Here is a 25,991-nt window from a genome sequence, read left to right on the forward strand (position 1 = left end):
GGCGGCGAATCGCTCAGAGGTCCCGCGCCGCGCCCGCTGCCCGGCTCAGAAGAAACGAAAAATAGGGCACCACGCAGTCGAGGTGACCAGCGGGCTGAACCGGGCAATCGGTCAGGCTGGCGCTGGTCGAGCCGTTGGCGCGCATCGTCGCGATCGTGCGCGTGGCGACGCTGTAGGCGACCGTGCGATCGTCGCGCCCATGGTGCAGCAGCACCGGCCAGGTCGGGCGCCAGTCGTGCACGTTGCTCAGGGCGTCCAGCGCGGCGGTGTCGTCGGCCAGGTACAGGTCGATGAACGACGTGGTCAGCGTGACGTCCGCGTCGTCGGGCAGGATCTCGTGCACCAAGGCGTCGCGCAGCAGCGTGCGGGTCGTCGTGCTCAGGTTCTTCAGCACGCCGGGCCAGGCCACCCAGCGCAGCAGCTCGCTGCGCTGCCGCACGATCGCCAGGGCGGCGTCCATCGTCGCCGTGACGCTGTAGGGGCCCGCTCCCGGGGCCACGCCGACGAGATTCGCCAGGTGCGGGCTGCCGGTGGTCTCCATCGACCGCAGCGCCGCCACGGTGGCGTAGCCGCCCTCGCTGTAGCCGGCCATGAACAACTGGCCGTTGTCCACCACGCCGCTCGTCGCTCGCCAGGTCTTTGCCGCGGTCAGCAGGTCCACCACCGCCGCCGCCGTCGGTGCCGACAGCAGGTAGGGATGCGGTCGGCCCTTGGACGCGCCATAACCCACGTAGTCAGCGGCCACGACGATGTAGCCCTGCGATGCAAGCAGCACCGCTGCCTCCGACTCGTTGGCCGTGTTGCTGGGCGCCTGCGCATCCAGGAACAGCGTGCCGTGCTGCCACGACATCACCGGGCTGGGTCGGCCGGCCGGCTTCACCGGCACCGCTGCCAGCGCCGAGGCGACGACGTCCTGGCCGTCGCCATCCTTCGTCACGTAGGTCAGGCGGTAGGTGGTCACGGCGTACTTCGCTTGCACGCCGAGCTCGGGCACCGTGGCGAACACGGACGCCATCGCGGCGAGCTCGACGGTGCGAATGGGCGTCGCCGACTTCAGCTCGCCCGGACCCACCACCGGCGCTGAACGCACCGCAGCGGCGGCCAGCGCCTGGCGGTTCCCGCCCTCTTCGGTGCGGCCGCCATCGCCGCCACCGCAGCCGAGCAGCACGCCCAGGCACGCGGCGGCTGCAAGCAGGCGCGGCCTTCGGAACAGGTCGGGGGGACAAGCGATCGACGGCACGGGCGGGTTGATGGGAAAGCCGGGAGAGGCGGATTGTCCGCATCGCGGCGCAACCTGCACGCGCGGGGTCATCGGCAGCCGATACCGGGGGTGTGGTCGCACAATCAGCCGATGGACCTCGACCTTTCCGCCTACTCCATCAACCACCTGGAAGCTCGCGACGAATTCCTGGCCGCCGCAGCGAAGCGACGCGCGCTCATCACTCACTGGCCTCATCCGCTGACCGGGCCGCACGGCGAGGCGCTCTTCGCCGACAGCGCCTGGCTCGGCCCCGAGAACGCAGCCCGGGCGCTCGTGATCATCTCGGGCACGCATGGCGTCGAGGCCTACGCCGGCTCCGGGCCGCAGATCGCCTTCCTGCGCGGCCCGCTGTCGCAGTCCTTGCCGCCCGACACGGGCGTGCTGCTGATCCACGGCATCAACGCCCATGGCTTCGCCTGGCAGCGCCGGGTGACGGAGGAGAACGTCGACCTCAACCGCAACTGGATCGACTTCACGCAGCCGCTGCCGGCCAACCCCGGCTATGTCGAGCTGCATCGGCACTACACGCCGTCGTCCCTCGACGAGGCCACGCTCGCGAGCTGCGACGAAGCGATTGCCGCCTACCGGACCCAGCACGGCGAGCATGCCGAGCGCGTGGCCCGCTCGACCGGACAGTACACGCACCCGGACGGGCTCTTCTTCGGTGGTTCCGGCCCGACCTGGGCCCGCAGAACCAGCGAGGCGATCCTCGCGAAGCACCTGGCGCCGCGCGCGGGCGGCCGCAAGCTGACGGTCGCGATCGTCGACATGCACACCGGCCTCGGCCCCTACGGCTACGGCGAGCCGATCTGCAATCACGCGCCGGGCAGCGAGCGCGTGAAGCGCGCCCGCGCGTGGTGGGGCGACAGCGTCACCGAACCCTTGCTCGGCACGTCGAGCTCACAGGAGAAGACCGGTCTCACCGAGTTCGGCTACGAACGCGCGCTGGCGCATGCCGACATCGCTTTCGTGGCGCTCGAGTTCGGCACCTATCAGCCGCCGCGCGGCGCGCGCGTGCTGCGCGACGACGCGTGGCTGTGGCGACACGGCGATCCACGCGGCCCGAAGGCCGCGGCCATCCGCCAGGCGACGCGCGACCACTTCTTTCCGCCGCATGACGACTGGAAGGAGATGGTGCTGTTCCGGTCGGACCAGGTTTACCGGCAGGCGCTGGCGGGCCTTGTGCGGGCCTGAGGGCTGACGTGGGGCCCATCAGCGACCGTCGGGCGTCTACCGATGGGCCGTCGGCTCACTTGCGCTCTCCTCAAGAGATCCGGAAGCGCATGCCTGCGTCATGCCGGACTGCTCTCCGTCTCATGATGGCGCACGAAACCAGCCGATCGCCTTGCTCAGACCAGCATCTTGGTCAGTCCCTGCATCTTCCAACCGCTGAAGATCAGGGGCCTGCAAGTCCGGCTCTAGTCCATTCCCTTGCAAATGACGTCCACTTGGAGTCTTGTAGAACGCGGTGGTCAGCTTGATCGCTGAATCTTTGCTCAATGGCCGCACGGTCTGAATCGTTCCTCGACCAAACGTCTTGCTGCCAATCAATTTGGCCCGACCGTTGTCTTTCAATGCCGCTGCGATGATCTCTACGCCAGACGCAGTACCTGCGTTGACAAGAACGACCAGCGGCACGGACTTCATGGCGTCGGGCCAATCGTCGCGCTTTGCATACTTGCTCTTCAGAATCTCGTCTCTGTTCGCCGTCCAAGCTTTATTCGATTCGGACGAGCGGCCCTCTGTGCTCACGACTGGCGCATCCGGGGGCAAGAACATCGCTGCCAGTTCGATGGATGACAGCAGCAGGCCGCCGGGTGAGTTTCTCAAGTCGAGCACGAGACCACGCAGTGGGCCTGCGGCCTGAAGCTTGCGAAACTCCGCGCGCACATCAGATGCCGTGTTCTCGTTGACGCTGGGGATGCGCAAATACCCGATGTCAAACGGTGTCCGTCGTGAAGACACCCGTTTGAGATAGGTTGGCTCTCTAACCAGCGTGAGCGAGCGGCTCTCCATCTCGCCTGGGCGTCTGATAACAAGGCTGACCGTTGTACCAGGCTTGCCTCGCAACCTCTTGACCGCGTCTTGGACCTCGCTCTCTTCCATTGAATGACCGTCGATCTCCAATATGTAGTCCTTGGGGCGTAGCCCGACTCGGTCCGCAGGGGAGCCTTCAATGGCCGAGACCACAGTTGGCAAGCCGGCACGAACGACCATCTCGACACCAATTCCGACAACATCTCTTGAGGGTCCCCGGATAAGATCCTCGAACTCCTCCTTGTCCAAATAGGCCGATTGTGCGTCCAGCCTATTCAGCATGCCTTTCATGCAGCCGGACAGGACTACTGTACCCTCTACGGGCGTCACGTATTCCGTTTGGATGATGCCGTAGATGGCGGCGACTTTCTTCAACTCATCCAACATATCGGGACTGAGCTTCTGAGCTTGAGCCCCCGCGGAACTTATTGAGAGCCCCCAAAGGCCAACGACTAGAAGCAATGACGCTCGAGCGAGACGAGAGAGGGACATGTTGTTTAAGACTCCGATAGAGGGTGCAGTGAAATTGTTCATCATTGCTGACCGGGCGATGATACGGAGTGAATTCCGTTCGTTCAAATCTGAAAGGCATCGCTTTCCCGGATCATCAACTGCAACTGGTCTCGGTAGCTGTCGCCACGCGACAGTTGCCAATTCGCACGATGGTCCACGAACACCGCCGCCAGCGCCTCTGCAAGATGTTCGGCATAGGCTTGGTCTTCGCGAGCGTACGAGATGAACGCCACGGGCCGATCGCTTTCGCCGCCCGGGCGGAGGGCGGGGTCGGCGTCGTGCTCGGAGCACTCGCGTGGCCATGGGCAAGGCAGTCTCGCACGAACAAGCGCGCCGAAGCCGTCCGGGGGAACGCGGGTTCGCGCGCGGAGGCCTACAAGCCGCCCGTTCGCAGCCACGAACGACTGCTATCGCCTTCCTCGAAAGAACGACGCGGCAATCATCGGAGCCAACCTCTTTCGCGACCTGTTCTGCTGACACCGGCTACGCCCGATCCGACCTCCCAACAGCACTTGTTGCGGCCGCTCCTTTAGCCTGCTTTCGAGCGTCGGCGCCGACATAGGCCGCGAGGTGCTCCCCGGTCAGCGTCGCACGCGCCGCCACCAGCTCAGCCGGCGTCCCCTCGAACACAACCCGCCCCCCATCGTGCCCCGCGCCGGGCCCGAGGTCGATGATCCAGTCCGCGTGCGCCATCACCGCCTGGTGATGCTCGATGACGATCACCGACTTGCCGGCGTCCACGAGCCGGTCGAGCAGGCCGAGCAGTTGTTCGACATCGGCGAGGTGCAGGCCGGTGGTCGGCTCGTCGAGCACGTAGATGCCGCCCTTCTCGGCCATGTGGGTCGCAAGCTTGAGCCGCTGCCGCTCGCCGCCTGACAGCGTCGTGAGCGGCTGGCCGAGGCTCAGGTAGCCCAAGCCCACGTCGGCCAGCCGCTCGAGGATGGCATGCGCCGCCGGTGTGCTCGCCTTCCCCGCGCCGAAGAACGCCGTGGCCTCGCTCACCGACATCGCCAGCACTTCGCTGATGTCGCGGCCGCCCAGCTTGTGAGTCAGCACCGAGGCCTGGAAGCACTTGCCCTCGCACTCCTCGCAGGTCGTGGCGACGCTGGCCATCGGTCCCAGGTCGGTGTAGATCATGCCGGCGCCATTGCACACCGGGCAGGCGCCCTCGGAGTTGGCGCTGAACAGCGCCGGCTTCACGCCGTTGGCCTTCGCGAACGCGCTGCGGATCGGGTCGAGCAGGCCGGTGTAGGTGGCCGGGTTGCTGCGCCGCGAGCCGCGCACGCCGCCCTGGTCGACCGCCACCACGCCCGCGCTGGCGGGCATCGAGCCGTGCACCAGCGAGCTCTTGCCGGAGCCCGCAACGCCGGTGATCACGACCAGCACGCCGAGCGGGATATCGACGTCGACGTCGCGCAGGTTGTGCGTCTTCGCGCCGCGGATCGCCAGCGCGCCGGTGGGCTTGCGCAGCGTCTTCTTCAGCGCGGCGCGGTCGTCGAAATGGCGGCCGGTGAGCGTGCCGCTGGCGCGCAGCCCGTCGACCGTGCCTTCGAAGCAGACAGTGCCGCCCGCCGCGCCGGCGCCGGGGCCGAGGTCGACGACGTGGTCGGCGATCACGATCGTCTCCGGCTTGTGCTCGACCACGAGCACCGTGTTGCCCTTGTCGCGCAGCCGCAGCAGCAGCTCGTTCATGCGCTGGATGTCGTGCGGGTGCAGGCCGATGGTCGGCTCGTCGAAGACGTAGGTGACGTCGGTCAGCGAGGAGCCGAGGTGGCGGATCATCTTGACGCGCTGCGCCTCGCCGCCCGACAACGTACCCGACGGCCGGTCGAGCGACAAATAGCCCAGCCCGATCTCGACGAACGAGTCGAGCGTGTGCGCCAGCGCGGCGAGCAGCGGCGCCACCGTCGGCTCGTTCAGCTCGCGCACCCAGGCGGCCAGGTCGCTGATCTGCATCGCGCACGCATCGGCGATGTTGAGCTTCTTGATCTTCGAGGACCGCGCGGCCTCGCTGAGCCGCGTGCCGCCGCACTCCGGGCAGGTGCTGAAGGTCACCACCCGATCGACGAACGCCCGGATGTGCGGCTGCAGCGCGTCGACGTCCTTGGACAGGAAGGACTTCTGGATCTGCGGGATCACGCCCTGGTAGGTCAGGTTGATGCCGTCGACCTTGATCTTGGTCGGCTCCTTGTGCAGCAGGTCGTTCAACTCACGCTTGCTGAACTTGTTGATGGGCTTGTCGGGGTCGAAAAAGCCACAGCCGCGGAAGATGCGGCCGTACCAGCCGTCCATGCTGAAGCCGGGGATGACGAGCGCTCCCTCGTTGAGCGACTTGCTGTCGTCGTAGAGCCGGGTCAGGTCGATGTCGCTGACCGATCCCATGCCCTCGCAGCGCGGGCACATGCCGCCGGTGCGGTTGAAGGTCTGCTTCACCGTCTTGGTCTTGCCTTCACCGCGCTCGACCGTGATCGCACCGACCGCCCGGACCGAGGGCACGTTGAACGCGAACGCGTTGGGCGAGCCGATGTGCGGCTTGCCCACGCGGCTGAAGAGGATGCGCAGCATCGCGTTGGCATCGGTGGCGGTGCCCACCGTCGAGCGCGCGTTGGCGCCCATGCGCTCCTGGTCGACGATGATCGCGGTCGTCAGCCCTTCGAGCACGTCGACCTCGGGCCGGGCCAGCGTCGGCATGAAGCCCTGCACGAAGGCGCTGTAGGTCTCGTTGATCAGCCGCTGCGATTCCGCGGCGATGGTGCCAAACACCAGCGAGCTCTTGCCCGAGCCGGAGATGCCGGTGAACACCGTCAGCCGGCGCTTCGGCAGCTGGATGCTGACGTCCTTCAGGTTGTTCACGCGCGCGCCCTGCACGCGGATCAGGTCGTGGCGGTCGGCGCCGTTCGGCGCGGGCCGCTGCGTGTCGTTGCCCTTCGTCTTGTTCGTCGTCTTGCTCATCGCCTTGCTCATCGCGCGGCCTCCTCGTCGATGGCCTTCCGCACGGCCCGGTAGAAGTCGTCCCGTGCGCCCCTGGCGGTTCGGTCGGTCGCGCCGCCGGCCCAGTTGGCGTTGGAGACGATCACCAGCTTGCGTTTCGGGTCGATGAAGATGCCCTGGCCGAAGATGCCGCGCGCGGCGAAGCTGCCGTCGGCGTAGGTCCACCACTGGTAGCCGTAGCCGCGGCCGGGTTGGCCGATGCCGGTGCGCTCGGTCGTCGCTTCGGCCAGCCAGCCGTCGGGCAGGATGCTCTGGCCGCCGGCCCGTGCACCGTCGAGGATGAACAGGCCATAACGCGCAAAATCCCTGGGCGTGGCCTGGATGCAGCAGCCGCTGATTTCCTGGCCGGTCTTGTTGAGCATCCACGTCGCCTGCTGTTCCATGCCGGCCGGAAGCCAGACCTTTTCCGACAGGTAGGTCGCCAGCGGCTTCTTCGTCGCCTGGCTGACCAGGATGCCGACGAGGTTGGTCTCGCCGGTGCTGTAGTGCCAGCGCGTGCCGGCCGGCGCCTCGCGCGGCAGGCGGCGCAGGTAACTCACGAGTGCGTCGACACCCGGCTCCGGCTGGTGGTTGTTGAACTGCGCCACGTCGGAGCGCGGGTCGGCGTAGTCCTCGTTCCAGCGCACGCCCGAGGTCATCGTCAGCAGCTGCCGGATGCTGACGTCGTCGTAGGCCGAGCCTTTCATCTGCGGGATGTAGTCGCTGACCTTGTCGTCCATGCTGCGGATGTGGCCGTCGCGCAGCGCAGCGCCCACCAGCGTCGAGGTCATCGACTTGGCCACCGAGAAGCTGGTCCAGCGCCCGCTGCCGTCGAAGCCCAGGCCGTAGCGCTCGAGGCGCAGCTTGCCGTCGTGAACGATCAGCAGCGCCGCGCTGCGCTGCCCGGCCATGTACGCGTCGACGTCCAGGCCCAGCTTCAGCGGCGGACCCGACGGCAGCGGCACGGGTTGGCCGCCGGCCGCGACGATGCGCGACTTGGCCAGCACCGGCAGCCGATCGAGGGCGCGGAACGCCGCGTCGCGCTGAGGCTGGCTCCAGAACAGCAGGTCGCGGTTGGTCGGCAAGGTCACCAGCACCGCACGCGCCTCCTTGTCGAGGCTGAACCAGCCGCCGACGCCGGTGAGCGCCACGACCGCCAGCAAGCCGAGCGCCATCTTCTTGAATCTCATCCTGTCTCCTCGCGAATGCAGCCGCGAACGATAACGCGTCGAAGCGGTCGCGTTGATCGTGCGATGGCTGGGCCTATCCTCTGTCCTTGAAGGAGCACCATGAACAAGAACCTCGATCTGCTGTCCTCGGGCCTGGCCTCGTCCTTGCGGCTGTGGCGCGGCACCTGGGGCGACCGGCCGGCCAAGGCGGCGCAGGAGCTGCTGATCCTGTACGACCGGGAAGACGGCGCCGAGTGCCGGCTGGTGCGTGAGGCGCTGACCGAGTTGAACCTCGATGCGATGGTCTATCCGTGCCCATCGGGCGGCAAGCGTTTCGCGGCGCAGCGTAAGAAGGCGGCGCCGGACGGAAGCGCTGTGCCGGTGCTGGTCGATCCGAACAGCGGGCAGAAGCTGGCGGGTGCGGACGACATCGTGTCCTACCTGTTCGAGCGTTATCTCGATGCGGCGCCTCCCGCAGGCCTGAAGGCCTCGGCGTTCAATCTGCTGGCATCACGCCTGGCGGGCATCGTGCGCGGTCCGCGCGGCCTGTCGGCGCGGCCGTCGACCCGGCCCAAGAAGGCGCTGGTGCTGTACAGCTTTGAGTCGAGCCCGTTCTCGCGCCCGGTCCGGGAACGGCTGTGTGAGCTGGAGTTGCCCTATCGGCTGGTCAACCTGGGCAAGTTGCAATGGTCGGACATGGGGCCGTCGCGGCCGCGCGTGCTGGCGCCCGGCAGCTACAAGCCGGTGGCGGGCAGCAAGCGCGATGTCTTCTTCAAGGAGCACGGCCGGGTCCAGGTGCCCTACCTGGTCGATCCGAATCGCGATGTCGGGATGTTCGAGTCGCGCGACATCCTGGAGTACCTGGAGCGCACTTACGCGAAGTGAGTCGGCAGTCGGGACAGCGCCGGTGGCAGCGGCCGCGTGAGTGCGCCAGGCAGCGGGGCGTCGGCATCGGCCAGCAGCTTCCCAGGCGGTGGACGCCGCCGCGCAACGCGCATACGCTTCCGGACGGCATGGTCGCTCCCTCGCTCAAGCTGTTCGGCGCCGCGGCGTTCGCCGTGTCGGGTGGATCGGAGCAGCCGATGCCGCCCGAGCGCCCGTGGCAGCTGCTGGTGCACCTGGCGCTGTGCCGCGACTGGGTGGCACGCGAAGCGGCCGCCGCGCTGCTGTGGCCCGAGCGCCCAACCGGGGCGGCGCGCACCAACCTGCGTTACGTTCTCCTGCAGGCGCGCCGGCTGATCGGTGCCGAAACGCTGCAGGCCAGCCCCGATGCGCTGCGCTGGCAGCCGGACACCGACGTCGCCGCGTTCGAGCGGGCGCTGGCGCGCGAAGACTGGGCCGCCGCGGTCGATTGCCGCCGCGGCCCGCTGCTCGAAGGCTTCGAGGCCGGCGCGCCGGCGCCCTTCGCCGACTGGCTGCGCTTCGAGCGCGCACGCCTCGACACGCGCTGGCGCGATGCGCTCGAACGCCGCGTGGACGAGCTGGCCGACCACCCCGCTGCGGCCGCGGCGCTGGCGGCGCAGGCGCTGGCCGTCGATCCGCTCGACGAAGCGGCGCTGTGCCACCGCTTGCGGGCGCTGGCGCGCAGCGACCGCATCACACTGGCGCAGCGCGACTACCAGGCCTACGTGCGCCGGCTGGCCGACGAACTCGGCGTCGAGCCGTCGGCGGCGCTGCGCGCGGCGGCGCGCGCGCTGCAGCGCCCGGCGCCGGGGCGGGCGGCGCACGTCCGGGCAGCGAGCGCGCCGGCAGCCGCCAGTGCGCTGGCTGCCGCAGCGCCGCTGGTCGGCCGCCGCGTCGAGCTGCAGCGCATCCGCAGCGCCCTGGCCGGCGGCGATTGCCGGCTGCTGACGCTCAGCGGCCCCGGTGGCGTGGGCAAGAGCGCGCTGGCTCGCGCCGTGCTGCGCGAGCCGGCGCCGCTGCGGGCCGAGGCGCTGTACTGGATCGACCTCGACGACCTGGCAGACATTCAGCGCGTCACGCTCCGCTGCCTGGAAGCCATCGGCGTGGCCGCCGACGGCGCGCTGCCGCTGCCGCAGCAGCTGGCCGCGCAGGTCGGCGACCGTGCGCTGCTGTTCGTGCTCGACAACGCCGAGCACCTGGATGGTCTGGCCGACTGGGTGCAGCAGCTGCTGGACGCCTGCCCGCGCTGCCGGCTGCTGGTCACCTCGCGCAGCCGGCTCGAGTTGCGCGGCGAATGGCTGCTGCCGCTGCAGGGCCTGCCGGCGCCCGACGACGAGGAGACCGAGACCGATGCGCTGCTGGCCTCCGATGCGCTGCAGCTCTTCGTGCAGCGCGCGCAGCGCGTGCAGCCCGATTTCGAGCCCGCCGGCTGCGCCGCCGACATCGCCGCGCTGGTGCGCCGGCTCGGCGGGCTGCCGCTGGCGATCGAGCTCGCCGCGCCGTGGGTGCGGGTGATGCCGGTGGCCGAGATCACGCGCGAGATCGGCGCGTCGATCGGCTGGCTCGACGGCGCGCGCCGCGGGCGCGAGCAGAACCTGCACGACAGCTTCGAGCACTCCTGGCGGCTGCTGGCCGAGCGCGAGCAGCAGGCGCTGGCGGCGCTGGCGCTGTGCCCGGGCGGCTTCACGCGCGAGACGGCGCGGGCGGTGGCCGATGCACCGCTGGCGCTGCTGGCGGCGCTGGTCGACAAGAGCCTGTTGCGCGCCGACGAGCACGGCCGCTTCGGCTTCCATCCGCTGCTGCGCGAGCTGGCGCTCGAGAAGCTCGGCGCCGGCCCGCCGCGCGCGGCCGCCGAGCAGCGCTTCGCCGAACACCACCTGCGCGTGCTGGCGCGCTACCAGAGCTTCCATGCCATCGACCAGCGCGAGGCGCTGCGCGTGATCGGCGTGGAGTTCAGCAATCTGCTCGCGGCCTGGCAATGGGCCGTCGAACGCCGCCGCGCCGACTGGTTGCAACGCTGCGCCAGTGCCCTCGAGAGTTATCTCGACGCGCGCGGCGAGCAGCAGCGCGGTGCCGAGCTGTTCGCGCAGGCTGCGGATGCGCTCGATCCCCAGCGCCCCGACCACCAGGGCGCCTGCGCCTACGTGCAGCTGGCGCGCGCGGCCTTCGCCTTCCGGCGCGGCGAGTTCGGCGTGGCCGATGGCGCATCGCGTGCGGCGCTGGCCGCGGCGCGCCAGGCCGGTGACGGGTTTGCGATCCAGACTGCCCGCAATACGCTCGGCCTGGTGCTGCTGCGCAGCGGCCACGCCGACGAAGCGGCGGCCTGCCTGCGCGAGGTGCTGCGGCGCGCGCGGGCGCGGGGCGACGACGCGGCCGGCGCGCTGTACGCGATCAACCTGGCGCGCGCCGAGCTCGACCTCGGCCGGCAGGCGGCGGGCCGGCGGCTGCTCGAAGAAGCGCTGGTGGCGTCACGCAAGCTCGACATCGTGGTCGGCCAGCAGGCGGCGCTGAACGAGCTGTGCCGCGAGCACATCGCCGATGGCGACGGCGCCGCGGCGCTGCCGCTGGCGCAGGAAGGGCTCGCACTGTGCCAGCGCACCGGCGTGCTGCGCAACGTGGCGTACTTCCAGCAGGGCCTCGCCGAGGCGCGGCTGCTGCTGGGCGAGCCCGAGCAGGCCGAGCACCACGCGCACGCGGCGCTGCAGGCGATCGGTCCGGGCGGCGACCGTATCCTCGAGCCGACATGCCGGCTGACGCTGGCCACGATCGCGCGCGGCCGCGGCGATTCCGCCGCGGCGCTGGCGGCACTCCAGCGGGCCGCCGAAACCGCCGTGCACAGCCCGCGCGCGCAGGCCCATGCCGTGGCCGAGTACGCACGCTGGTGCGAGGGCCGCGGCCGGCAGGGCGATGCGCTGCGGCTGCGCTTGGCGGTGCTGGCGGCGGCTGCCACGCCGCGCCCCTTGCGGCGCTCGGTGCAGCGCGAGATCGATGCCGCGGCGCGCGCAGGCGCAGCGCCGGCGGCCACACCGGCTCCCGGCCTCGACCAGGCGCTGGCGCAGCTGCTGCTGGAGCCGGCCGTCTAACGCTGCTCCAACGCCTGCCTGCCAGAGTGCAGCGCAGGACCCTCACCGGGAGACAGCATGCGACAGCCTCTGATCCGCGCCGCCCTCTGGCTGGCGGCGCTGTGCACACCCGCCGCGTTCGCCGTGCCGGTGAACATCGCCTACACGACCATGGTGACCTCGAACAGCGGCGAAGCCACCGACGGCGTCGTGCCGCCGGGCACCGCGCTGAGCGTGACGGTGCGCGTGGACTCCGAAAGCCTGCTGAGCGGTGACTTCCTCGCGGCGAGCGGCTCGGCCGAGACAGCCGGCGCCGCCACGCTGTCGCTGCCGATCGACCGGGCCGGCAGCGGCGTGCTGATCGCCGTGCCCGGCGCATCGGCGCGGGTCTACTCCTTCATCGGCACCGGCCCGGAGTTCCCGGCCGACGGCGACCCGCCCTCGGCCGACATCTGGCAGTGGACCTCTGCCAACTTGTACCTCCCGCCGACCGACGACCTGAACGTCCTGCTCGCGCTGACGCTGCAGGACATCAACGAGCTGATCGCCGCGTTCGGCAGCATGCAGGCGATGACCTTCACCCACAGCCCGCACCAGAACATGTTCGAGTTCGAGCGGGCACGCGCCCAGTCGCTGTACAGCTTCTCGATCGAGCTGGCCGAGGTGCCCGAGCCGCCGTTGCCGGCGCTGCTGGCACTGGCGCTGGCAGCCGCCGCGTTCGCGACGCGACGCGCCGCGTCGGCACCGCTGATGCTGAGCCTGGCGCTCGCCGCGGGCGCGGCACAGGCGGCCTACGAAGGCCCGACGGTCGCGCCGCGCCTGTTCTTCACCGACCTGCCCTCCGGCCCCGGTCGCGGCGGCCAGGACGACCTGGGCGCCTTCGTGACGATCTACGGCGAAGGCTTCGGCAGCACACGCGGCGGCTCGCGCGTGACGATCGGCGGCGCCGAAGTCGCGCGCTACGTGCTCTGGGGCGAGGACAACGCCGTCGCGCGCGGGCTGGACATGATCGTCGTCCAGCCCGGCCCGGCCGCGCAGTCCGGCGACATCGTCGTCACCGTCAACGGCCTGCGCAGCAACCCGCTGCCGTTCACTTTGCGTGATGGGAGCATCTACTTCGTCAACCCGGCTGCAGCCAACGCGAACGACGCCAACCCCGGCAGCTTCGCGCAGCCGTGGCGCTCGATCTACCGGCCGCGCGCGCTGATGCAGCCGGGCGACATCGTCTACCTGCAGGGCGGCACGCAAACGACGCTCGATCCGGGCAATCCGTCGTGGGATGCGATCCTGATCCTCGACGCCGACAGCGCGGCCAGCGGCACCGCCGAGCGCCCGATCGCCTACATCGGCTACCCCGGGCAGCGGCCGCTCTTCAACAACCCGGCGGCGCGCCGCGGCATCCTGCTGATGACCGCCGAGCCTGCGCGCGACCACTACGTGCTCGCCAATCTGGCGTTCACGCAGGTGCAGAGCGCGCTGCCCATCACGGGCACCGGGCACCGCATCGTCGGCAACCACTTCCACGACGGCGGCTTCAGCGACAGCGGCACGATCGGCGTCAACGGCCCCAGCAGCGCGATCCGCATCCTGGGCAACCTGCTCGATCGCAACGGCCAGGCGGGCGAGAAGCTGCATCACGGCATCTACCTCGGCGGCTTCGGGCACAACCGCGACATCGAGCTGGGCTGGAACCAGATCCGCGACCAGCGCGGCGGGCGCGCGGTGCAGCTCTTCGGCCACCTCGACGGCGACCGCATCGACGACATCCGCATCCACGACAACCGCATCACCGGCGCCGAGCTGAACAACGTGCTGCTCGGCGGCAGCGATGCGTCGACCGAGGTGCTCGGCACGGTGCAGCTGGTGAACAACGTGATCGCCGGCGCCGGTGAAGCGGGGCTGCGCATCGACGACCCCGACGGCCGGGTCACGATCGAGCACAACACCTTCGCGGGCAACGGCATCCGCGGCATCGACGGCGCGGTGCAGCTCCACCTGCGGCGCGCCGGCGCCGGACGCATCACGCTGCGCAACAACATCCTGGCCGCCGCCGCGGGCCAGGGCGGCGTGCTGCTCGAGGCCGGCACCGGTGCCGGCGCCTTTGCCGCCGCGCGCCCCAACCTGCACGCCGGCGTGGCCGGATGTCCGGCCTGGGAGCCGGGCTGTGCGCTCGCCGATCCGCAGTTCGTCGATGCCACTGCGGGCGACTACCGGCTGCGTGCCGCGAGCCCCGCGCGCGATGCCGGCGCGGCGGGCGGTTCGGTACGCGACCATGCCGGCCTCGTGCGCGGCGCGGCGCCGGACCTCGGCGCCCACGAGCACACGGTGTTCGATGCGGCGGCGTTCGCGCTGCTCGCCGATTGCCTGTTCGGATGGGCCGAGCGGCAGTACCCGGGCCTGCTGGCGCCGGCGGGCGCGCCATCGCTCACCCACGACCCCTACCGCTACCGCCACTATCCGGCGCAGCGGGTCTACGTCGGCGCCTCGGCGGCCGACGGCCAGGTGCTGCTGCTGGCGCCGTCGACCGGCGGCGCGATCAGCAGCGTCGGCGCGCTGTCGGGCTGGCTGGCGACGGCGGGGTGCGTGGGGCGCTGACGCGGGATGTGATCGGTGCCTCGGAGCCCACGGCCGGCAAACTCCTTCGCATTGCGGACGGCTCGCAACGACATTGGTTGCCAGCCTGCGGTCCCTGCGCGAACATCGCCCGCGCTGCATGCGCAGCGAGGAGGATTCCAATCGCAGCGTATGACAACCAGAGCTTGTGGGCGCGCGATGTCGTAGTCGCCGCGGTGGCCAAGTTGCAGCGTGTGTTGCCTTCCCATTGACGGTTCCCGGCGTCACGCGCGTGGTCGAGCGCGATCACATAACGTTGACGCGCCTGCGCGAGTCGCCTCGCATCTGAAAGATGATGCCGAGGTTTCCCTGCAATCCCCCGAGCCAGCACCGCAAGTTGTGCGCCTGCGCAAGGCCTAAGGCGGCATGGACGGCGGCTCGACCGGCGTCGACGACCGCTACTCCTGGCCGCCCGCTGCGGCGCGCGCACGCCGAGCGCCGCCTCGTGCGGCTGGGCGGCGGGTCGCGACGATCCGGCAGTGCCTGCAGGCACGGCTGGTCGACGAGATGCACCTGGCGATCGCGCTGCTGGGGCGGCGCCAACGATGCCAGCGTAGGATGGTTCGGTGACTGACCCAGTCTCCCTTGTGCTGACCGACATCGTCGACAGCACCCAGCTCAATGTCCGCCTCGGCGACGAGAGGATGGCGCCGCTGTGGTCACAACACGATGCGCAGGCCCGCCAGCTGATTCGTCTTCATGGTGGACAGGAGGTCGGGCGGAGCGACGGCTTTCTGATCCTCTTCCGTCGCGCGGTCGATGCTGTCGAGTTCGCACTAGCGTATCACCGGTCGTTGCGTGGCATTTCCGATGCGATGAAGGCCCGTGTCGGAATCCACACCGGGCAAGTGACGCTTCGCGAGAACAGTCCGGAGGATCGGCATCAAGGCGCGACACCTTTCGAGATCGATGGTGTCGCGCTTCCCGTGGCGGCCAGGTTCATGGCAGCAGCGCGTTCGGGTCAGACGCTCGTGTCGGCGGCGGTCATCGAGAACCTCGTTGGGTCGACCGCTCACCGATGCCTGAGTCATGGTCATTGGTCCTTCAAAGGACTGGACGATCCGCTCGAGGTCATTGAGGTCGGCGACGACCTGGCGCCGTTCCTGCCGCCCGCCGATTCGGCGAAGGCATATCGCGTGATCCGGGATTCCGTTGGCTGGTGCACGGTAGCCTCCATTCCGCACCGGCTCCCGGCGGAGCAGGACCGTTTCATCGGCCGGCAAGAATGGTTGCGGCACCTGCGGGAGCTGCTGGATGAAACGCGGCTTGTGACCGTGTTCGGCGCAGGGGGTGTCGGAAAGACCCGGTTGGTCCAACGCTTTGCCCAGGAGTGCCTCGGCGGGTTTCCTGGCGGGGCATGGTTCTGCGACCTGTCTTCGGCGACCACCGCCGAAGGGGTGACGCACGCTGTCGCGCAAGGACTCGATGTGCCGTTGAGTGGCGGTGATCCGATCGAACAGATTGCGCAAGTGATCGAGAGCCGAGGGTCGTGCCTGGTGCTTCTCGACAACTTCGAACAGGTGGCGCGACATGCTCTGGCCACTGTCGCGGTTTGGCTCCAGCGTTCGTCCGAGGCGAGATTCATCATCACCAGTCGTGAAGTGCTGGGGCTCGGGGGAGAGGCCATCCTGGCGCTGGGTCCGATGGAAGTGGAGGAGGCGATGGAATTGTTCATGCGCCGCATGGACCAGTTCGGCGGTACGTCCGCCGCCTCGCCGCAAGATCAGCCGGTCCGCGATCTTGTCCAACTGCTCGATCACCTACCGTTGGCGATCGAGTTGGCGGCAGCACGGGCGCGGGTGATGTCGGTAGGCGACTTGCTCAAAGGCATGGGAAACCGCTTCAAGCTGCTTGCACGGCGCACCGGGCCGGTCGATCGGCAGTCGACGTTGCGCGCGACGATGGACTGGTCCTGGGCGCTGCTGTCCGAAGCAGAACAACTGGCTGCGAGCCAGGTTTCGGCATTCGAAGGCGGCTTCACACTCTGTGCGACCGAGCGCGTGGTCGACCTGAGTAGCCTGGGCGACGCTGCCTGGGTCGGCGACGTGCTGCAGGGTCTGGTCGAAAAGGCCATCGTGCGCCGCATGGAAGGTGATCGATTCGACATGCTTCGCACGGTGCACGACTACATGGCGGGCAAGCTGGCCGGGCTGCCACTGGTGCGTGAGACGACGCTGCGGCGCCATTGGGAGTACTTCGCGACATTCGACGAGAACGAGGTCGGCAACGGCCGCTGTCGCGATCTCGACAACATCGTCGCGGCGGCGCGCCGAGCCGCCGAGGGCGGGGATCCCGATGCGGCGACGCAGAACCTCGTCGTCGCCGCGGCCGTGCTGCAGCGTGTGGGGCCGATCGCGGCGGTGCTTCAACTGGTCGAGCGGGTCCGGCACTGTGCGGGACTGTCGCCGTCGGCCGAGGCCGCGATTTCGCGTGTCACTGGCAACGCGATGTACTCGCTGGGTGACCGCGGCGGTGCGATGGCTGAGTATGAGCGCGGGTTGCAGCGGGCGCGCGCTGCGGCGGATAACGCGCTCGTCGTCCGGCTGTCGTGCGCGATCTTCGAGCCATCGTTGCGCGCGGGCGACCTGCCAGGCGCGCGCGATCACCTCGATCGCGCGGCTTCGGCCGCCGAGCGGTGCCAGGACCCCAGCCTGAAGTTCATCGTGCTCAACGCCGAAGGCAGCCTCGCCCTCGCCGAAGGGAGGCTCGACGACGCGAGTCGTCACTACCTGAAGGCCCTGGACATCGCCAGTCACCTGGGGCATCGCCGGCGTGAAGGTGGTGTGCTGGGAAACCTCGGCAATGTGATGTTCGCGATGCAGCACCATGACGAGGCGGCCGACTTCTACCGCCGGGCGATCGCGATCGGCGAGGAGGTCGGCGACCGGCGCTGGGCTGCCAATGCTTGTTGCAACCTCGGGCTTCTGCACTCGGAAGTCGGGGATCATGCGCTGGCGATCGCGCAATTGCAGGCTGCCGTCCTGACGGCGCGAGAGGTCGGGGACTCGTCGCTGGAGGCAACGGCGCTGTGCAACCTCGGTCTGGCGCAACTCGCGACGGCCTCCTCCGCGGAAGCGGAGGTCAACTTCGACGCCGCTGCATCCATCGCGGTGCGACTCGAACACTGGTCCCTGGCCTTGCAGAGCTTCCAAGGGTTGTGCGACGCGAGGCTGCAGCGCGATGTGCTGCGCGGCGCTGCCGACGCCCTGGCGAAGGCCATCAACATCGCCGAACGCATCCAGTCCGTATCGGACCTGCAATCGCTGACCGCCCGACGCGAGAAGCTCGAGTCGGAGTTGGCGGCGCGGGGCGATAGGCCGTAGCGCTTGTCAGTTCTCCGCATTGACGATGACAGGATCCTTCGGAATGCAATGTTCGCCTGTGACATTGTTGAACACGACCGGAGCGTGGTCGTGATCGCCCGAATTGGATGAGGCAGCGGCAGCGCGCCAAGTGAACTTCCTGCCGTTGGCCAACCACTTCCGGTCCTTGAAGTGTTCCTTGGGAGGTGGAGACGTCGTGGGATTCTTGATCGTGATGCCGTCGGGGTTGACGAAGCGATATTTGTTCGGCCCGTCGATCGTCCATTCGATGGTCGGATAGAACGTGTGGCCGCCGTTGGTTTCCTTGGTGACGATGCAGAGCACACAATACTCGAAACGGGCGACGCACTTTCCTTCCTCGACCGACATCTTCACGTTCTGTTTGCACTTTGCCGCGTTGTTCCGATCGCACACTTCGGTCCTCGTGGACGTGATTCGCGGGCCCAATCGAGCCTGCACCGTGGCGGTGCAAGCGTTCTGGCACCCGCGCGGGAGCTCCTGGCTGTGGGCGCAGGCCGCGAATGCGGTGAATACGACAAGCCAGATTGCGTGCTTCATTTCTTCCTCCGCGGGGTCAAAGTGTCGGCGGATGATCGGCGAAAGTGCAGGTCTGTGCAATCCGGTGTCCCGTGGCCCCCGCCGCGCCCTCGGTCGGCGCACTGCAGAACGGCGGTAGTCCAGCCGCTACAGCACCGCCTCGGCCCACCGGTGGACAAGACTTGGGCAAGACAAGACTTGGGCCTTGCGGACCCGGGACCATCTGGCTGGACTCCACCGGCCAACGAGTGCCCGCTCAGCGGTCGTAACGAGGGGGACGGCTGCCCACGATCCTGCGACGTCGGCAGTTGCCGCTGTTCATTCAATCTGAAATGGCCGAGTGCGGGCTCGCTTCGCTCGCGATGGTCGCCGCCTATCACGGACACAAGGTCGATCTCAATGCCATGCGGCAGCGGTTTGCACTGTCGCTCAAAGGCGCCACGCAAGCTGTCATTGCAGCAGGCTTCACCGCACTTCTCTGGCGTAGCGCTCGAGGTATTCCCCGCAGCGGACTTCGCGGCGCAGACGATGCGAATAGGCGCACGTCTGTCGGACCTTTGGAGCCGAGCGACCGGATGGCGCCGCGCCTTGGCGCAAACAGTGCTCTTGTCGGTGTTGCTGCAGCTGTTCGCGCTCGCTGCACCCTCGTATTTGCAACTCGTCGTCGACGAGGCAGTGAGCAGCTTCGACTCGCACATCCTGCTGGTGCTCGCGGGTGGCTTCGCAGCGATGTACGTGCTCCAGACCTGCACCCAAGCCATTCGGTCGTGGGTGATACTGCAAATCGGGCAGGCGATGAGCATGCAGATGGGGGGGAACGTTCTCCACCATCTGCTGCGGCTGCCGACAAGCTTCTTCGAGAAGCGCATCGTCGGCGACATTCTCTCGCGCATGGCCTCAACGCGGCCGATCCAGGAGATCCCGACGGAGTCCGTCGTGACCGCGGTGATCGACGGTGTGATGGCCATTGCGATCGCCGCCCTCCTCTTCGCATACAGCGCGATGATCGGGTGGCTGGTGCTCGGGCCGGTGCTGCTGTACTTCGGCATTCCGGTCAGGGAACGTCTGTGCGAACTGGAATTGCCGTATCGGCTGATCCCTACGCGAAGTGAGTCGGCAGTCGAGACAGCGCCGGCGGCAGCGGTCGCGTGAGCGCGCCGGGCAGCGCTTGCAGGAAGCGCGCGCAAGCCTCGAAGGACGGCGCGCCCTGGCCCCAAGCCGTCGCCAGTGCGCGCAAGGCTTCGCGCGTCTGGCGCGTCAATGCGCCCGGCAGCGGATCGTCCGCATCGGCCAGCAGCTTCTCGCAGTACAGCGCCCTCGCCTCGGCGCTGGCGCCGACCAGATCCATCAGCGCCCGCGCCGCCAGGTGGAACTGCGCCGACGACAGCGCGCGCACCGGGTCGGCCTGCGCATGCCAGGCGCACAGGTACTCCAGCGGCCCCAGGCAGCGCACGCGGCCGAAGGCGCTTTGCGCCGGCGTCGGCGCGCTGTCGCCCCAGGCGCTGCGGCGGCCGCTGGGCAGGCGGCCGGTGCGCAGTGCGTGCACCAGCGCGCGGGCGATCGCGGCGCAGGCCGCGTGGTCGCCGTGCTGGCCGACGGTCCACAGCACGCGCAGGAAGGCCGGGTACAGCTCGTCGCCCAGGCCTTCGCAGACGGCGGCGAGCAGCGCGACACGGTCCTCGTCGTCGCGCAGGTCGGTGCAGCCGTCGACCAGCGCTTGCGCCGCCGGGGCCCAGCGCGGTTCGCTCAGCAGCGCGGTCATGGCTGCGACCCCCTCAGGCCCCGTCCGCCGGATCGCCGCACAAATGCGCGAGCACGCGCTCGGCATGCTGCGCGACGCTCAGGCCCCGCGAAGCGGCCCCGAGCTCGACGCCGATGCGGGTGGCGGCGCTCAAACCGTCGCCGTCGAACCACGACGACGGGTTCAGCGTCTCGGCGCTGTCGCGCAGCGCGGGTGCGGGCCGCAGGCCGGTCGAGGCCAGCGGCATCAGGTCGGCGGCGCGGATCATGTCGGCTCGGCTCCGTCGTCGTTGGCCGCATGCAGCAAGGCAGCGCGCGCGGCCGCATCGTCATCAACCTCGTCAGCGCGGGGCCGTCGGTCATCGGCGGCGTCGTGCGTGAGCCACGGCCGCGACAGCGGCGAGTCGGCCGGGTACGCGAACACGCTGGCGGCGATCTCGTAGCCCTTGAAGACGCGCTGGAAGCCCTCGCGCTCGCCGGCGACCGGGACTGCGGGCGGCTTCGGGTCCGCGGGCGCGGCAGCGTCGGCGGCGGGCGCCGTGTCGTCGGTAGGCGGTGGCGGCGGCGGCAGCGCCTCCCACTCCCACACGGGCACCGAGCGCAGCCACAGCGCGGTGCTGAAGTCGAAAGGCAGTGTCATGGCAGTCTCCACAAACGATCAGCGGGACAAGAGCGTCTGCACCCTTGCCCCGCCGGACGCGCGGACCGCTCAGGCCCGCGCGAAAAGCGCCGCGATTACTTGCGGGCCAGGGTGGCCAGGCCTTCGCCCAGCGTCTTCAGCACCTGGTCGGCGGCGCTCATCATGAAGCTCATGCGCTGCGACGCGGCCTGCAGGTCGGTGAAGCCGCTGGGGTTGTCCTTGGCGTCCTGGCCCTGGATGGCGTCGGACAGCTTCGACACCTCGCCGGCCTGCTCGTCGAGCGCCTTGCCCAGCGCCTTGGCCAGGGCCTCGAACCAGCTGCCGCCGCCCTTGCCCTTGCCGCCGTTCATTTCCTCGATGGCGTTCTTGATGATGCTGCCGCAGAAGTTCTCGACGAAGTTGTTGTAGTCGTTGCCGCAGCAGTCCTGCACGCGCTGGTCGCAGCCCTTGTCGGACGGCTGCAGCACCTTGTCCAGCACCTTGCCGATCAGGTCCGAGACCTCGCTGGCGATGAACTTGGGCATGCCGGCCACCTGCGTCAGCGTCTGCACCGCGGCGCCGAGCGCCTGGCCGATGCCTTGCTGGACGAGGTTGCCCAGGGCGGTGGCGATGCCCAGCGGCGGAAAGGCGATGGAAGCGGCCGCAGTGGCTGCGGACGCCGCGGCGCCGACCAGGTTGCTGACGCCGCCGACGATGCTGTCGAAAAGTCCCATGATGATGCTCCAGTGATGTGGGGCATTAGCGCGATGCGACTTGGCGCCCCGGGGTTGCAATTGCTGTCGTGCCTCGATCGAGCTGTTCGACCTCTTTCTCGGCACTCTCTAGACCAACGACTCGCTGCCCTTTGTGGTTTGCATTCGCGCCGTGGACAGCCTCATTACAGGCGATGCGAATGGGTTTGGTAAGTCGGGACGATCGGCAGCTAGGAGCACTCCTAGTGCCCTTCGCCACCCACCGGTGGACGCTCCGATACGGTGTCAGCGGGCACGGCGGCGGGCCAGTGCGCGATCGTGCTGATGCCGCCGGCCGTGACGCCGAGCAGCCAGCGCGCACCGCCGTGCTCGACGATGACGACGCGCTCCTTGGTGCCCACCGGCAGCGCGCGCACGAAACGCAGCGCGTCGTCGGCGCGGCCGGGCGCGGCGCGCGGCTGCAACCGCGTGCGCAGCAGGTGCAGGCAGACCCAGGCCAGCGCGATCACGAAGCCCAGCGCGAGCAGCGTGACGGCGAAATTGGTGGCGAACGATTCCATGGGGTTCAGTCCTCGTCAGGTGTCGCGCGACGGACCGGCCGAGCGGTCCGGGTAGGCGGTCAGGTCCAGGCCGGGCGCGGCGCGGCGCCGCGGCGGCGCCGGGTCGGGTGCGGCCAGGTTCCAGGCCGCGGCGTGGTCGGCCGCGCGCTGTGCATCGAGCTGCTCGCGCACCTCGCGCGCCCACAGGATGACCTCGGCGATCAGATCGAACAGGTCGGCCGGCACGACATCGCCGACCTCCGCGCGTGCGAGCAGGTCGCGCGCCAGGGCGACGTTGCGCACGATCGGCACGCCGGCCTCCTCGGCCGCGGCCCGCATGGCGCGAGCGACGTGCTCTTCGCCCTTGGCGGCGACCATCGGCACCGGACAGGACTCGCGGTCGTAGTCGATCGCGATCGCCACATGCGTCGGGTTCACCACCAGCACGCTCGCCTGGCGCGCGGCCTGCGCCTGCTGGCGTTGCGCCTGTTCCTGCGCCTGCTGGCGGCGCTGCGCCTTGATGTGCGGATCGCCTTCGCTTTCCTTCATCTCCTGGCGGATGTCGCGCATGCTCATGCGCATCTTCTTCAGGAAGGCATGGCGCTGGTACACCGCGTCGAGGATCGCCACCAACACGAACAGGCCCACCGCCCAGCCCATCAGCTGCAGCGTCAGCGCATGCATCAGCGAGCCGATGGCGGCTGCGGGCAGGTCCGGCGTGCGCCCCAGGCGCACCAGCTGCGGCAGCATGCTGCGCACCACCAGCCAGCCGACAACCAGCAGCAGCACGGTCTTGGCCAGCGCCTTGATCACCTCGATCAGGTGATCCATCGAGAACATGCGCTTGACGCCCTCGACCGGGTTCAGGTTCTCGAGCTTCGGCGTCACCTTGTCGAAGCTCAGCACCGGTCCGGTCTGCAGAAAGTCGGTCAGCAGCCCGACCAGCGCCGCCGGCACGACGAGGATCGCCACCAGCGTCAGCGCCAGCTCGGCGGACAGCGCGCCGATCGTGCGCGCGGCGCCGGCAAAGCCGGTGCTCGCCCAGCCGGCGCCGATGACGCCGAACAGCGCATCGAACAGCGCCGCCAGCCGTTTCGCCGCGAAGCCGGTGGCCAGCGCCGCCATCACCAGCCACAGCACCAGGCCGACTGCGCTGGTGACCTCGCGGCTCTTCGCGACGTCGCCCTTCTTGCGCGCATCCTCCAGCTTCTTGGATGTCGGCTGTTCGGTCTTGTCGCCGCCGTCGTTCTTGTCCGACATGGCTTCAGCCCCCGAACAAGGCGCGCAAGGTGCGCAGCACGACCGCGCCGCGCCCCAGCAGGTCGTCCTGCAGCAGCTGCACCAGGCTGGCGAGCTGGATCAGCACGATCCAGGTCGCGGCCACCGCCTTCAGCGACATCGACAGCGAGAAGACGTTGAGCTGCTGCGCGAAGCGGTTGATCAGGCCGAGCACGACGTCGACCGCGTACAGCAGCACCAGCGCGGGCGCCGACACCAGCAGGCCCAGCAGCATGATGCGGCCGAACTCGGCCTCGAAGAGCCGTGCGCCGCCGGCGGCGAGCGCGGGCATCGGTGCCAGCACCGGCCACAGCGCATAACTCTCGAACAGCGCGGCCATCATCACCATGAAACCGCCGCCGGCCATGAACACCCAGCTCGCCAGGCGCGCGAACAACGCGCCGGTCAGCGAGGTCTGGTGGCCCGACAGCGGGTCCATCACCTGCGCCTGCGTCGTGCCGACCTTGCTGTCGATCAGCTGGCCGCCGATCTCGAAGGCCCACATCACGCCGGCGAACAGGAAGCCGAGCGCGCCGCCGATGAAGGCCTCCTTGGCGAACAGCGGCATCAGCGCGAATCCGGCCGGCACCGGCCCGCCTGCCGGCTGCATCACCAGCGCCATCAGCGCGATGGCCAGGAACATCGCGTTGCGCACGGTCGACGGGATCAGGTCGGCGGTGAAGAGGGGCACCAGCAGGAAGGCCACCGCGACGCGGGTGGTCGACAGGCCCAGCAGCAGCACCAGCTCGCGCAGCGGGGTGACCAGCGTCAGCGCTTCCATCAGCGGCGCACCAGGCCGGCGAAGTCGGTGAACACGCGGTCGCCGAATTGGTACAGGCCGCCGCCCAGCAGCGACGCGGTGAGAAAGATCGTGATGACGATCGCGAAGAACTTGGCGACGTACTGCAGCGTCTGCTCCTGCAGCTGCGTCGCGGCCTGGATGAAGGCGATCACCAGGCCGACCACCGCCGCCACCAGGATCGGCGGCGTCGACAGCAGCAGCACGAACCACAGCGCCTGCTGGGTCAACTGAAGGATGTCCGAGTGACCCATGGCGTCACGCGTAGGTCAGGATCAGGCCGTGGGTCAGCTTGACCCAGCCGTCGATCAGCACGAACAGCAGCAGCTTGAACGGCATCGACACCGTCGTCGGCGACAGCATCATCATGCCCATCGCCATCAGCACGTTGGAGATCACCAGGTCGATCACCAGGAAGGGCAGGAAGATCAGGAAGCCGATCTCGAAGGCGACCGACAGCTCGCTGACGGTGAAGGCCGGCACGACGACCAGGAAGTCGCGCTCGGTGAGCGCCGCGGCCTGTTCCGGCTTCAGGCTCTTCTGCGCGGTCTTCAGGAAGAAGGCGCGCTCCAGCGGGCGGCTGTGCTTGATCAGGAACTCGCGCAGCGGCTCCTTCGCGCTGTCGGCCGCCTTCAGAAGGCCTTGCGTGTTGCCGGCGGCGGCCTCGGGCACGGCCTGCACGCGCGCGGCCATCTCGCTGCCCACGGGATACATCACGTAGATGCTGAGCACCAGCGCCAACCCGTTGAGCACGACGTTCGGTGGCACCTGCTGCAGCCCGAGCGCGTTGCGCAGCAGGCTCAGCACGATGACGATCTTCGTGAACGAGGTGACCATCACCGCGACGAAGGGCGCCAGCGCCAGCACGACGACGGTGAGCAGCGCAGACGATGGCGAGAATTGCGAGAGGTCCATGGCCCGCTGTGTCGCCGCGGGGCGCGCGCCGGTTCAAGGCTTCGGCGCGCTTTTGGGCTTCAGGCGGACTTCAAGCGGGCCGAACGTGCGTTTGTTCCGGATCGCCCAGGCCCTGCAGTGCGAGCGCCCAGCCGTCGCCCCAGGGGATCAAACGGCCGTGGGCCAGGCAACGGGCCGGCTCGCGGGCAGCCGGCAATTGCCAGAGCGTGGCAGGCAGGTCGGACAGGATGGCGTCGGCCAGCGAGGGCTGATGCCAGCCGGCGAGGCGGTCGGCGGGGATCGCGTGCGCCAGTTGCAGCCGGACTTCGCAGGGGCGGCCCGCGGCGGGGTTGGCGGGTTCCGGGGGTGGCATCGGTCCGGCCAGCACGCGGGGTGACGAGGGATCACGCAAGTCGACCTTCACGCCGGCATCGGAAGGCTCGGCGGCGCAGCGCAGGCGACCCGTCCAGTCCGGCTTCATCGACGGCGGCAGCAGCACCGCGCCGCCGGGCTCGATCTGGTCCAGGTCGTCTGCCGACAAGTGCAGCCGCGCCGCGCTCAACACGGCTTCGACCGCCGGCCATTGCAGGCGCGTGGCCAGTTGATCCGGCGGAGGCTGCAAGGATCGCAGCCAGGGCCAGGTACCGATCAGTTGGTGGCAGCTGTCGCGCCACGGCAGGCGCACGTCCGTCGAGCTGATCGGTGCCGGCTCGGGCCTCCAGCGCCATGCCGGCGGGTCGCGCAGCCAGTCGTCGAGTGCGGCCACCATCGGCTCGCCGCGCTGCAGCGCGAGCGCGGCGGCGGCCGCGTGGGGTGCGGGGCCGACTGCTTCGCCAAGGTACAGGCGCAGCGGGCCGTGCGGCGTGGTCGCTTCGAACCAGGTGCCGAGTGCGGCCCAGCCGCGGGCAGGCGGTGGGACGGGACGGGTGTGTGTCGTTTCGGCGATGTTCATGTCTTGTGCTTTCGCGTGCGGTCACCTGAGCGAGCCAAGGCCACGGGGTGCCCGGTTCCGCTCATGTCC

General features: G+C 69.2%; 22 protein-coding genes and 1 pseudogene. 7 read left to right on the forward strand and 16 right to left on the reverse strand.

What is annotated here, in order from left to right; genetic code table 11:
• Positions 1 to 13: 13 nt before the first annotated feature.
• On the reverse strand, positions 14 to 1,240 hold the full coding sequence (locus HLB44_RS09550) for an alpha/beta hydrolase family protein (protein ID WP_343051272.1): 1,227 nt from the start codon (positions 1,238 to 1,240) through the stop codon (positions 14 to 16).
• Between the two features lie 111 nt (positions 1,241 to 1,351).
• On the opposite strand from HLB44_RS09550, the gene HLB44_RS09555 reads away from it, so the two are divergent.
• Positions 1,352 to 2,455, forward strand: coding sequence for a M14 family metallopeptidase (locus HLB44_RS09555; RefSeq protein ID WP_173122358.1), 1,104 nt, complete (start codon positions 1,352 to 1,354; stop codon positions 2,453 to 2,455).
• Between the two features lie 120 nt (positions 2,456 to 2,575).
• On the opposite strand, the gene HLB44_RS09560 is transcribed toward HLB44_RS09555, so the two are convergent.
• The 4 genes from HLB44_RS09560 to HLB44_RS09575 all read right to left on the reverse strand — a co-directional run bounded on the left by HLB44_RS09560 (position 2,576) and on the right by HLB44_RS09575 (position 7,971).
• Positions 2,576 to 3,835, reverse strand: coding sequence for a S41 family peptidase (locus HLB44_RS09560; RefSeq protein WP_425500796.1), 1,260 nt, complete (start codon positions 3,833 to 3,835; stop codon positions 2,576 to 2,578).
• Between the two features lie 38 nt (positions 3,836 to 3,873).
• A complete protein-coding gene (locus HLB44_RS37785) occupies positions 3,874 to 4,044 on the reverse strand; it encodes a TIR domain-containing protein (RefSeq protein ID WP_173122360.1) in 171 nt (56 codons plus the stop codon).
• Positions 4,045 to 4,294: 250 nt separating this feature from the next.
• Positions 4,295 to 6,775 (reverse strand): ATP-binding cassette domain-containing protein, encoded by a 2,481-nt coding sequence (locus tag HLB44_RS09570; RefSeq protein WP_246312181.1) that lies wholly within the window; start codon positions 6,773 to 6,775, stop codon positions 4,295 to 4,297.
• A complete protein-coding gene (locus tag HLB44_RS09575) occupies positions 6,772 to 7,971 on the reverse strand; it encodes a serine hydrolase domain-containing protein (protein WP_173122361.1) in 1,200 nt (399 codons plus the stop codon). Before HLB44_RS09575 ends, HLB44_RS09570 begins: the two co-directional genes overlap by 4 nt.
• A gap of 99 nt (positions 7,972 to 8,070) precedes the next feature.
• Between HLB44_RS09575 and HLB44_RS09580 the strand changes: the two genes are divergently transcribed.
• From HLB44_RS09580 to HLB44_RS38150, 4 genes are all read left to right on the forward strand, one after another.
• Positions 8,071 to 8,835, forward strand: coding sequence for a glutathione S-transferase N-terminal domain-containing protein (locus HLB44_RS09580; protein ID WP_173122362.1), 765 nt, complete (start codon positions 8,071 to 8,073; stop codon positions 8,833 to 8,835).
• 128 nt (positions 8,836 to 8,963) lie between these two features.
• Positions 8,964 to 11,936 carry an ATP-binding protein gene (locus tag HLB44_RS09585; protein ID WP_173122363.1) on the forward strand — a complete coding sequence of 991 codons (2,973 nt, stop codon included), beginning with the start codon at positions 8,964 to 8,966 and terminating at the stop codon, positions 11,934 to 11,936.
• Positions 11,937 to 11,993: 57 nt separating this feature from the next.
• Entirely contained in the window at positions 11,994 to 14,510 is a 2,517-nt protein-coding gene (locus HLB44_RS09590) for an IPT/TIG domain-containing protein (RefSeq protein WP_173122364.1), read from the forward strand.
• Between the two features lie 605 nt (positions 14,511 to 15,115).
• Positions 15,116 to 17,851, forward strand: a complete 2,736-nt coding sequence (locus HLB44_RS38150) for a tetratricopeptide repeat protein (protein ID WP_173122365.1) — start codon at positions 15,116 to 15,118, stop codon at positions 17,849 to 17,851.
• Positions 17,852 to 17,857: 6 nt separating this feature from the next.
• On the opposite strand, the gene HLB44_RS09600 is transcribed toward HLB44_RS38150, so the two are convergent.
• Complete coding sequence (locus HLB44_RS09600) at positions 17,858 to 18,409, reverse strand: hypothetical protein (RefSeq protein WP_173122366.1); 552 nt, start codon at positions 18,407 to 18,409, stop codon at positions 17,858 to 17,860.
• A 287-nt stretch (positions 18,410 to 18,696) separates the two neighbouring features.
• Here HLB44_RS09600 and HLB44_RS38340 point away from each other — a divergent pair.
• Positions 18,697 to 18,828: pseudogene (locus HLB44_RS38340) on the forward strand (cysteine peptidase family C39 domain-containing protein); the annotation flags it as partial.
• A gap of 172 nt (positions 18,829 to 19,000) precedes the next feature.
• Positions 19,001 to 19,540: an ABC transporter transmembrane domain-containing protein gene (locus HLB44_RS09610; RefSeq protein WP_343051303.1), complete on the forward strand. Its 540-nt coding sequence runs from the start codon at positions 19,001 to 19,003 to the stop codon at positions 19,538 to 19,540.
• On the opposite strand, the gene HLB44_RS09615 is transcribed toward HLB44_RS09610, so the two are convergent.
• The 10 genes from HLB44_RS09615 to HLB44_RS09660 form a co-directional block, all read right to left on the reverse strand.
• Entirely contained in the window at positions 19,488 to 20,150 is a 663-nt protein-coding gene (locus HLB44_RS09615; protein ID WP_173122368.1) for a hypothetical protein, read from the reverse strand. The genes HLB44_RS09610 and HLB44_RS09615 overlap by 53 nt on opposite strands.
• A 13-nt stretch (positions 20,151 to 20,163) precedes the next feature.
• Positions 20,164 to 20,397 (reverse strand): hypothetical protein, encoded by a 234-nt coding sequence (locus tag HLB44_RS09620; RefSeq protein WP_173122369.1) that lies wholly within the window; start codon positions 20,395 to 20,397, stop codon positions 20,164 to 20,166.
• Positions 20,394 to 20,768: a hypothetical protein gene (locus HLB44_RS09625; protein ID WP_173122370.1), complete on the reverse strand. Its 375-nt coding sequence runs from the start codon at positions 20,766 to 20,768 to the stop codon at positions 20,394 to 20,396. Before HLB44_RS09625 ends, HLB44_RS09620 begins: the two co-directional genes overlap by 4 nt.
• Positions 20,769 to 20,863: 95 nt before the next feature.
• Positions 20,864 to 21,481: a hypothetical protein gene (locus HLB44_RS09630; RefSeq protein WP_173122371.1), complete on the reverse strand. Its 618-nt coding sequence runs from the start codon at positions 21,479 to 21,481 to the stop codon at positions 20,864 to 20,866.
• A 221-nt stretch (positions 21,482 to 21,702) separates the two neighbouring features.
• A complete protein-coding gene (locus tag HLB44_RS09635; RefSeq protein WP_173122372.1) occupies positions 21,703 to 22,020 on the reverse strand; it encodes a FliO/MopB family protein in 318 nt (105 codons plus the stop codon).
• A gap of 15 nt (positions 22,021 to 22,035) precedes the next feature.
• Positions 22,036 to 23,259, reverse strand: coding sequence for a type III secretion system export apparatus subunit SctU (gene sctU, locus HLB44_RS09640; protein WP_173122373.1), 1,224 nt, complete (start codon positions 23,257 to 23,259; stop codon positions 22,036 to 22,038).
• 4 nt (positions 23,260 to 23,263) lie between these two features.
• A complete protein-coding gene (gene sctT / locus HLB44_RS09645) occupies positions 23,264 to 24,058 on the reverse strand; it encodes a type III secretion system export apparatus subunit SctT (protein WP_173122374.1) in 795 nt (264 codons plus the stop codon).
• Positions 24,058 to 24,330 carry a type III secretion system export apparatus subunit SctS gene (gene sctS / locus HLB44_RS09650; RefSeq protein ID WP_173122375.1) on the reverse strand — a complete coding sequence of 91 codons (273 nt, stop codon included), beginning with the start codon at positions 24,328 to 24,330 and terminating at the stop codon, positions 24,058 to 24,060. The genes sctT and sctS overlap by 1 nt, the downstream gene beginning before the upstream one ends.
• A gap of 4 nt (positions 24,331 to 24,334) precedes the next feature.
• A complete protein-coding gene (gene sctR, locus HLB44_RS09655) occupies positions 24,335 to 24,991 on the reverse strand; it encodes a type III secretion system export apparatus subunit SctR (RefSeq protein WP_173122376.1) in 657 nt (218 codons plus the stop codon).
• Positions 24,992 to 25,061: 70 nt separating this feature from the next.
• Entirely contained in the window at positions 25,062 to 25,922 is an 861-nt protein-coding gene (locus HLB44_RS09660; RefSeq protein WP_173122377.1) for a hypothetical protein, read from the reverse strand.
• Between the last annotated feature and the right edge of the window lie 69 nt (positions 25,923 to 25,991).

It is taken from the genome of Pseudaquabacterium terrae (assembly GCF_013266755.1).
Lineage (GTDB): Bacteria > Pseudomonadota > Gammaproteobacteria > Burkholderiales > Burkholderiaceae_C > Pseudaquabacterium > Pseudaquabacterium terrae.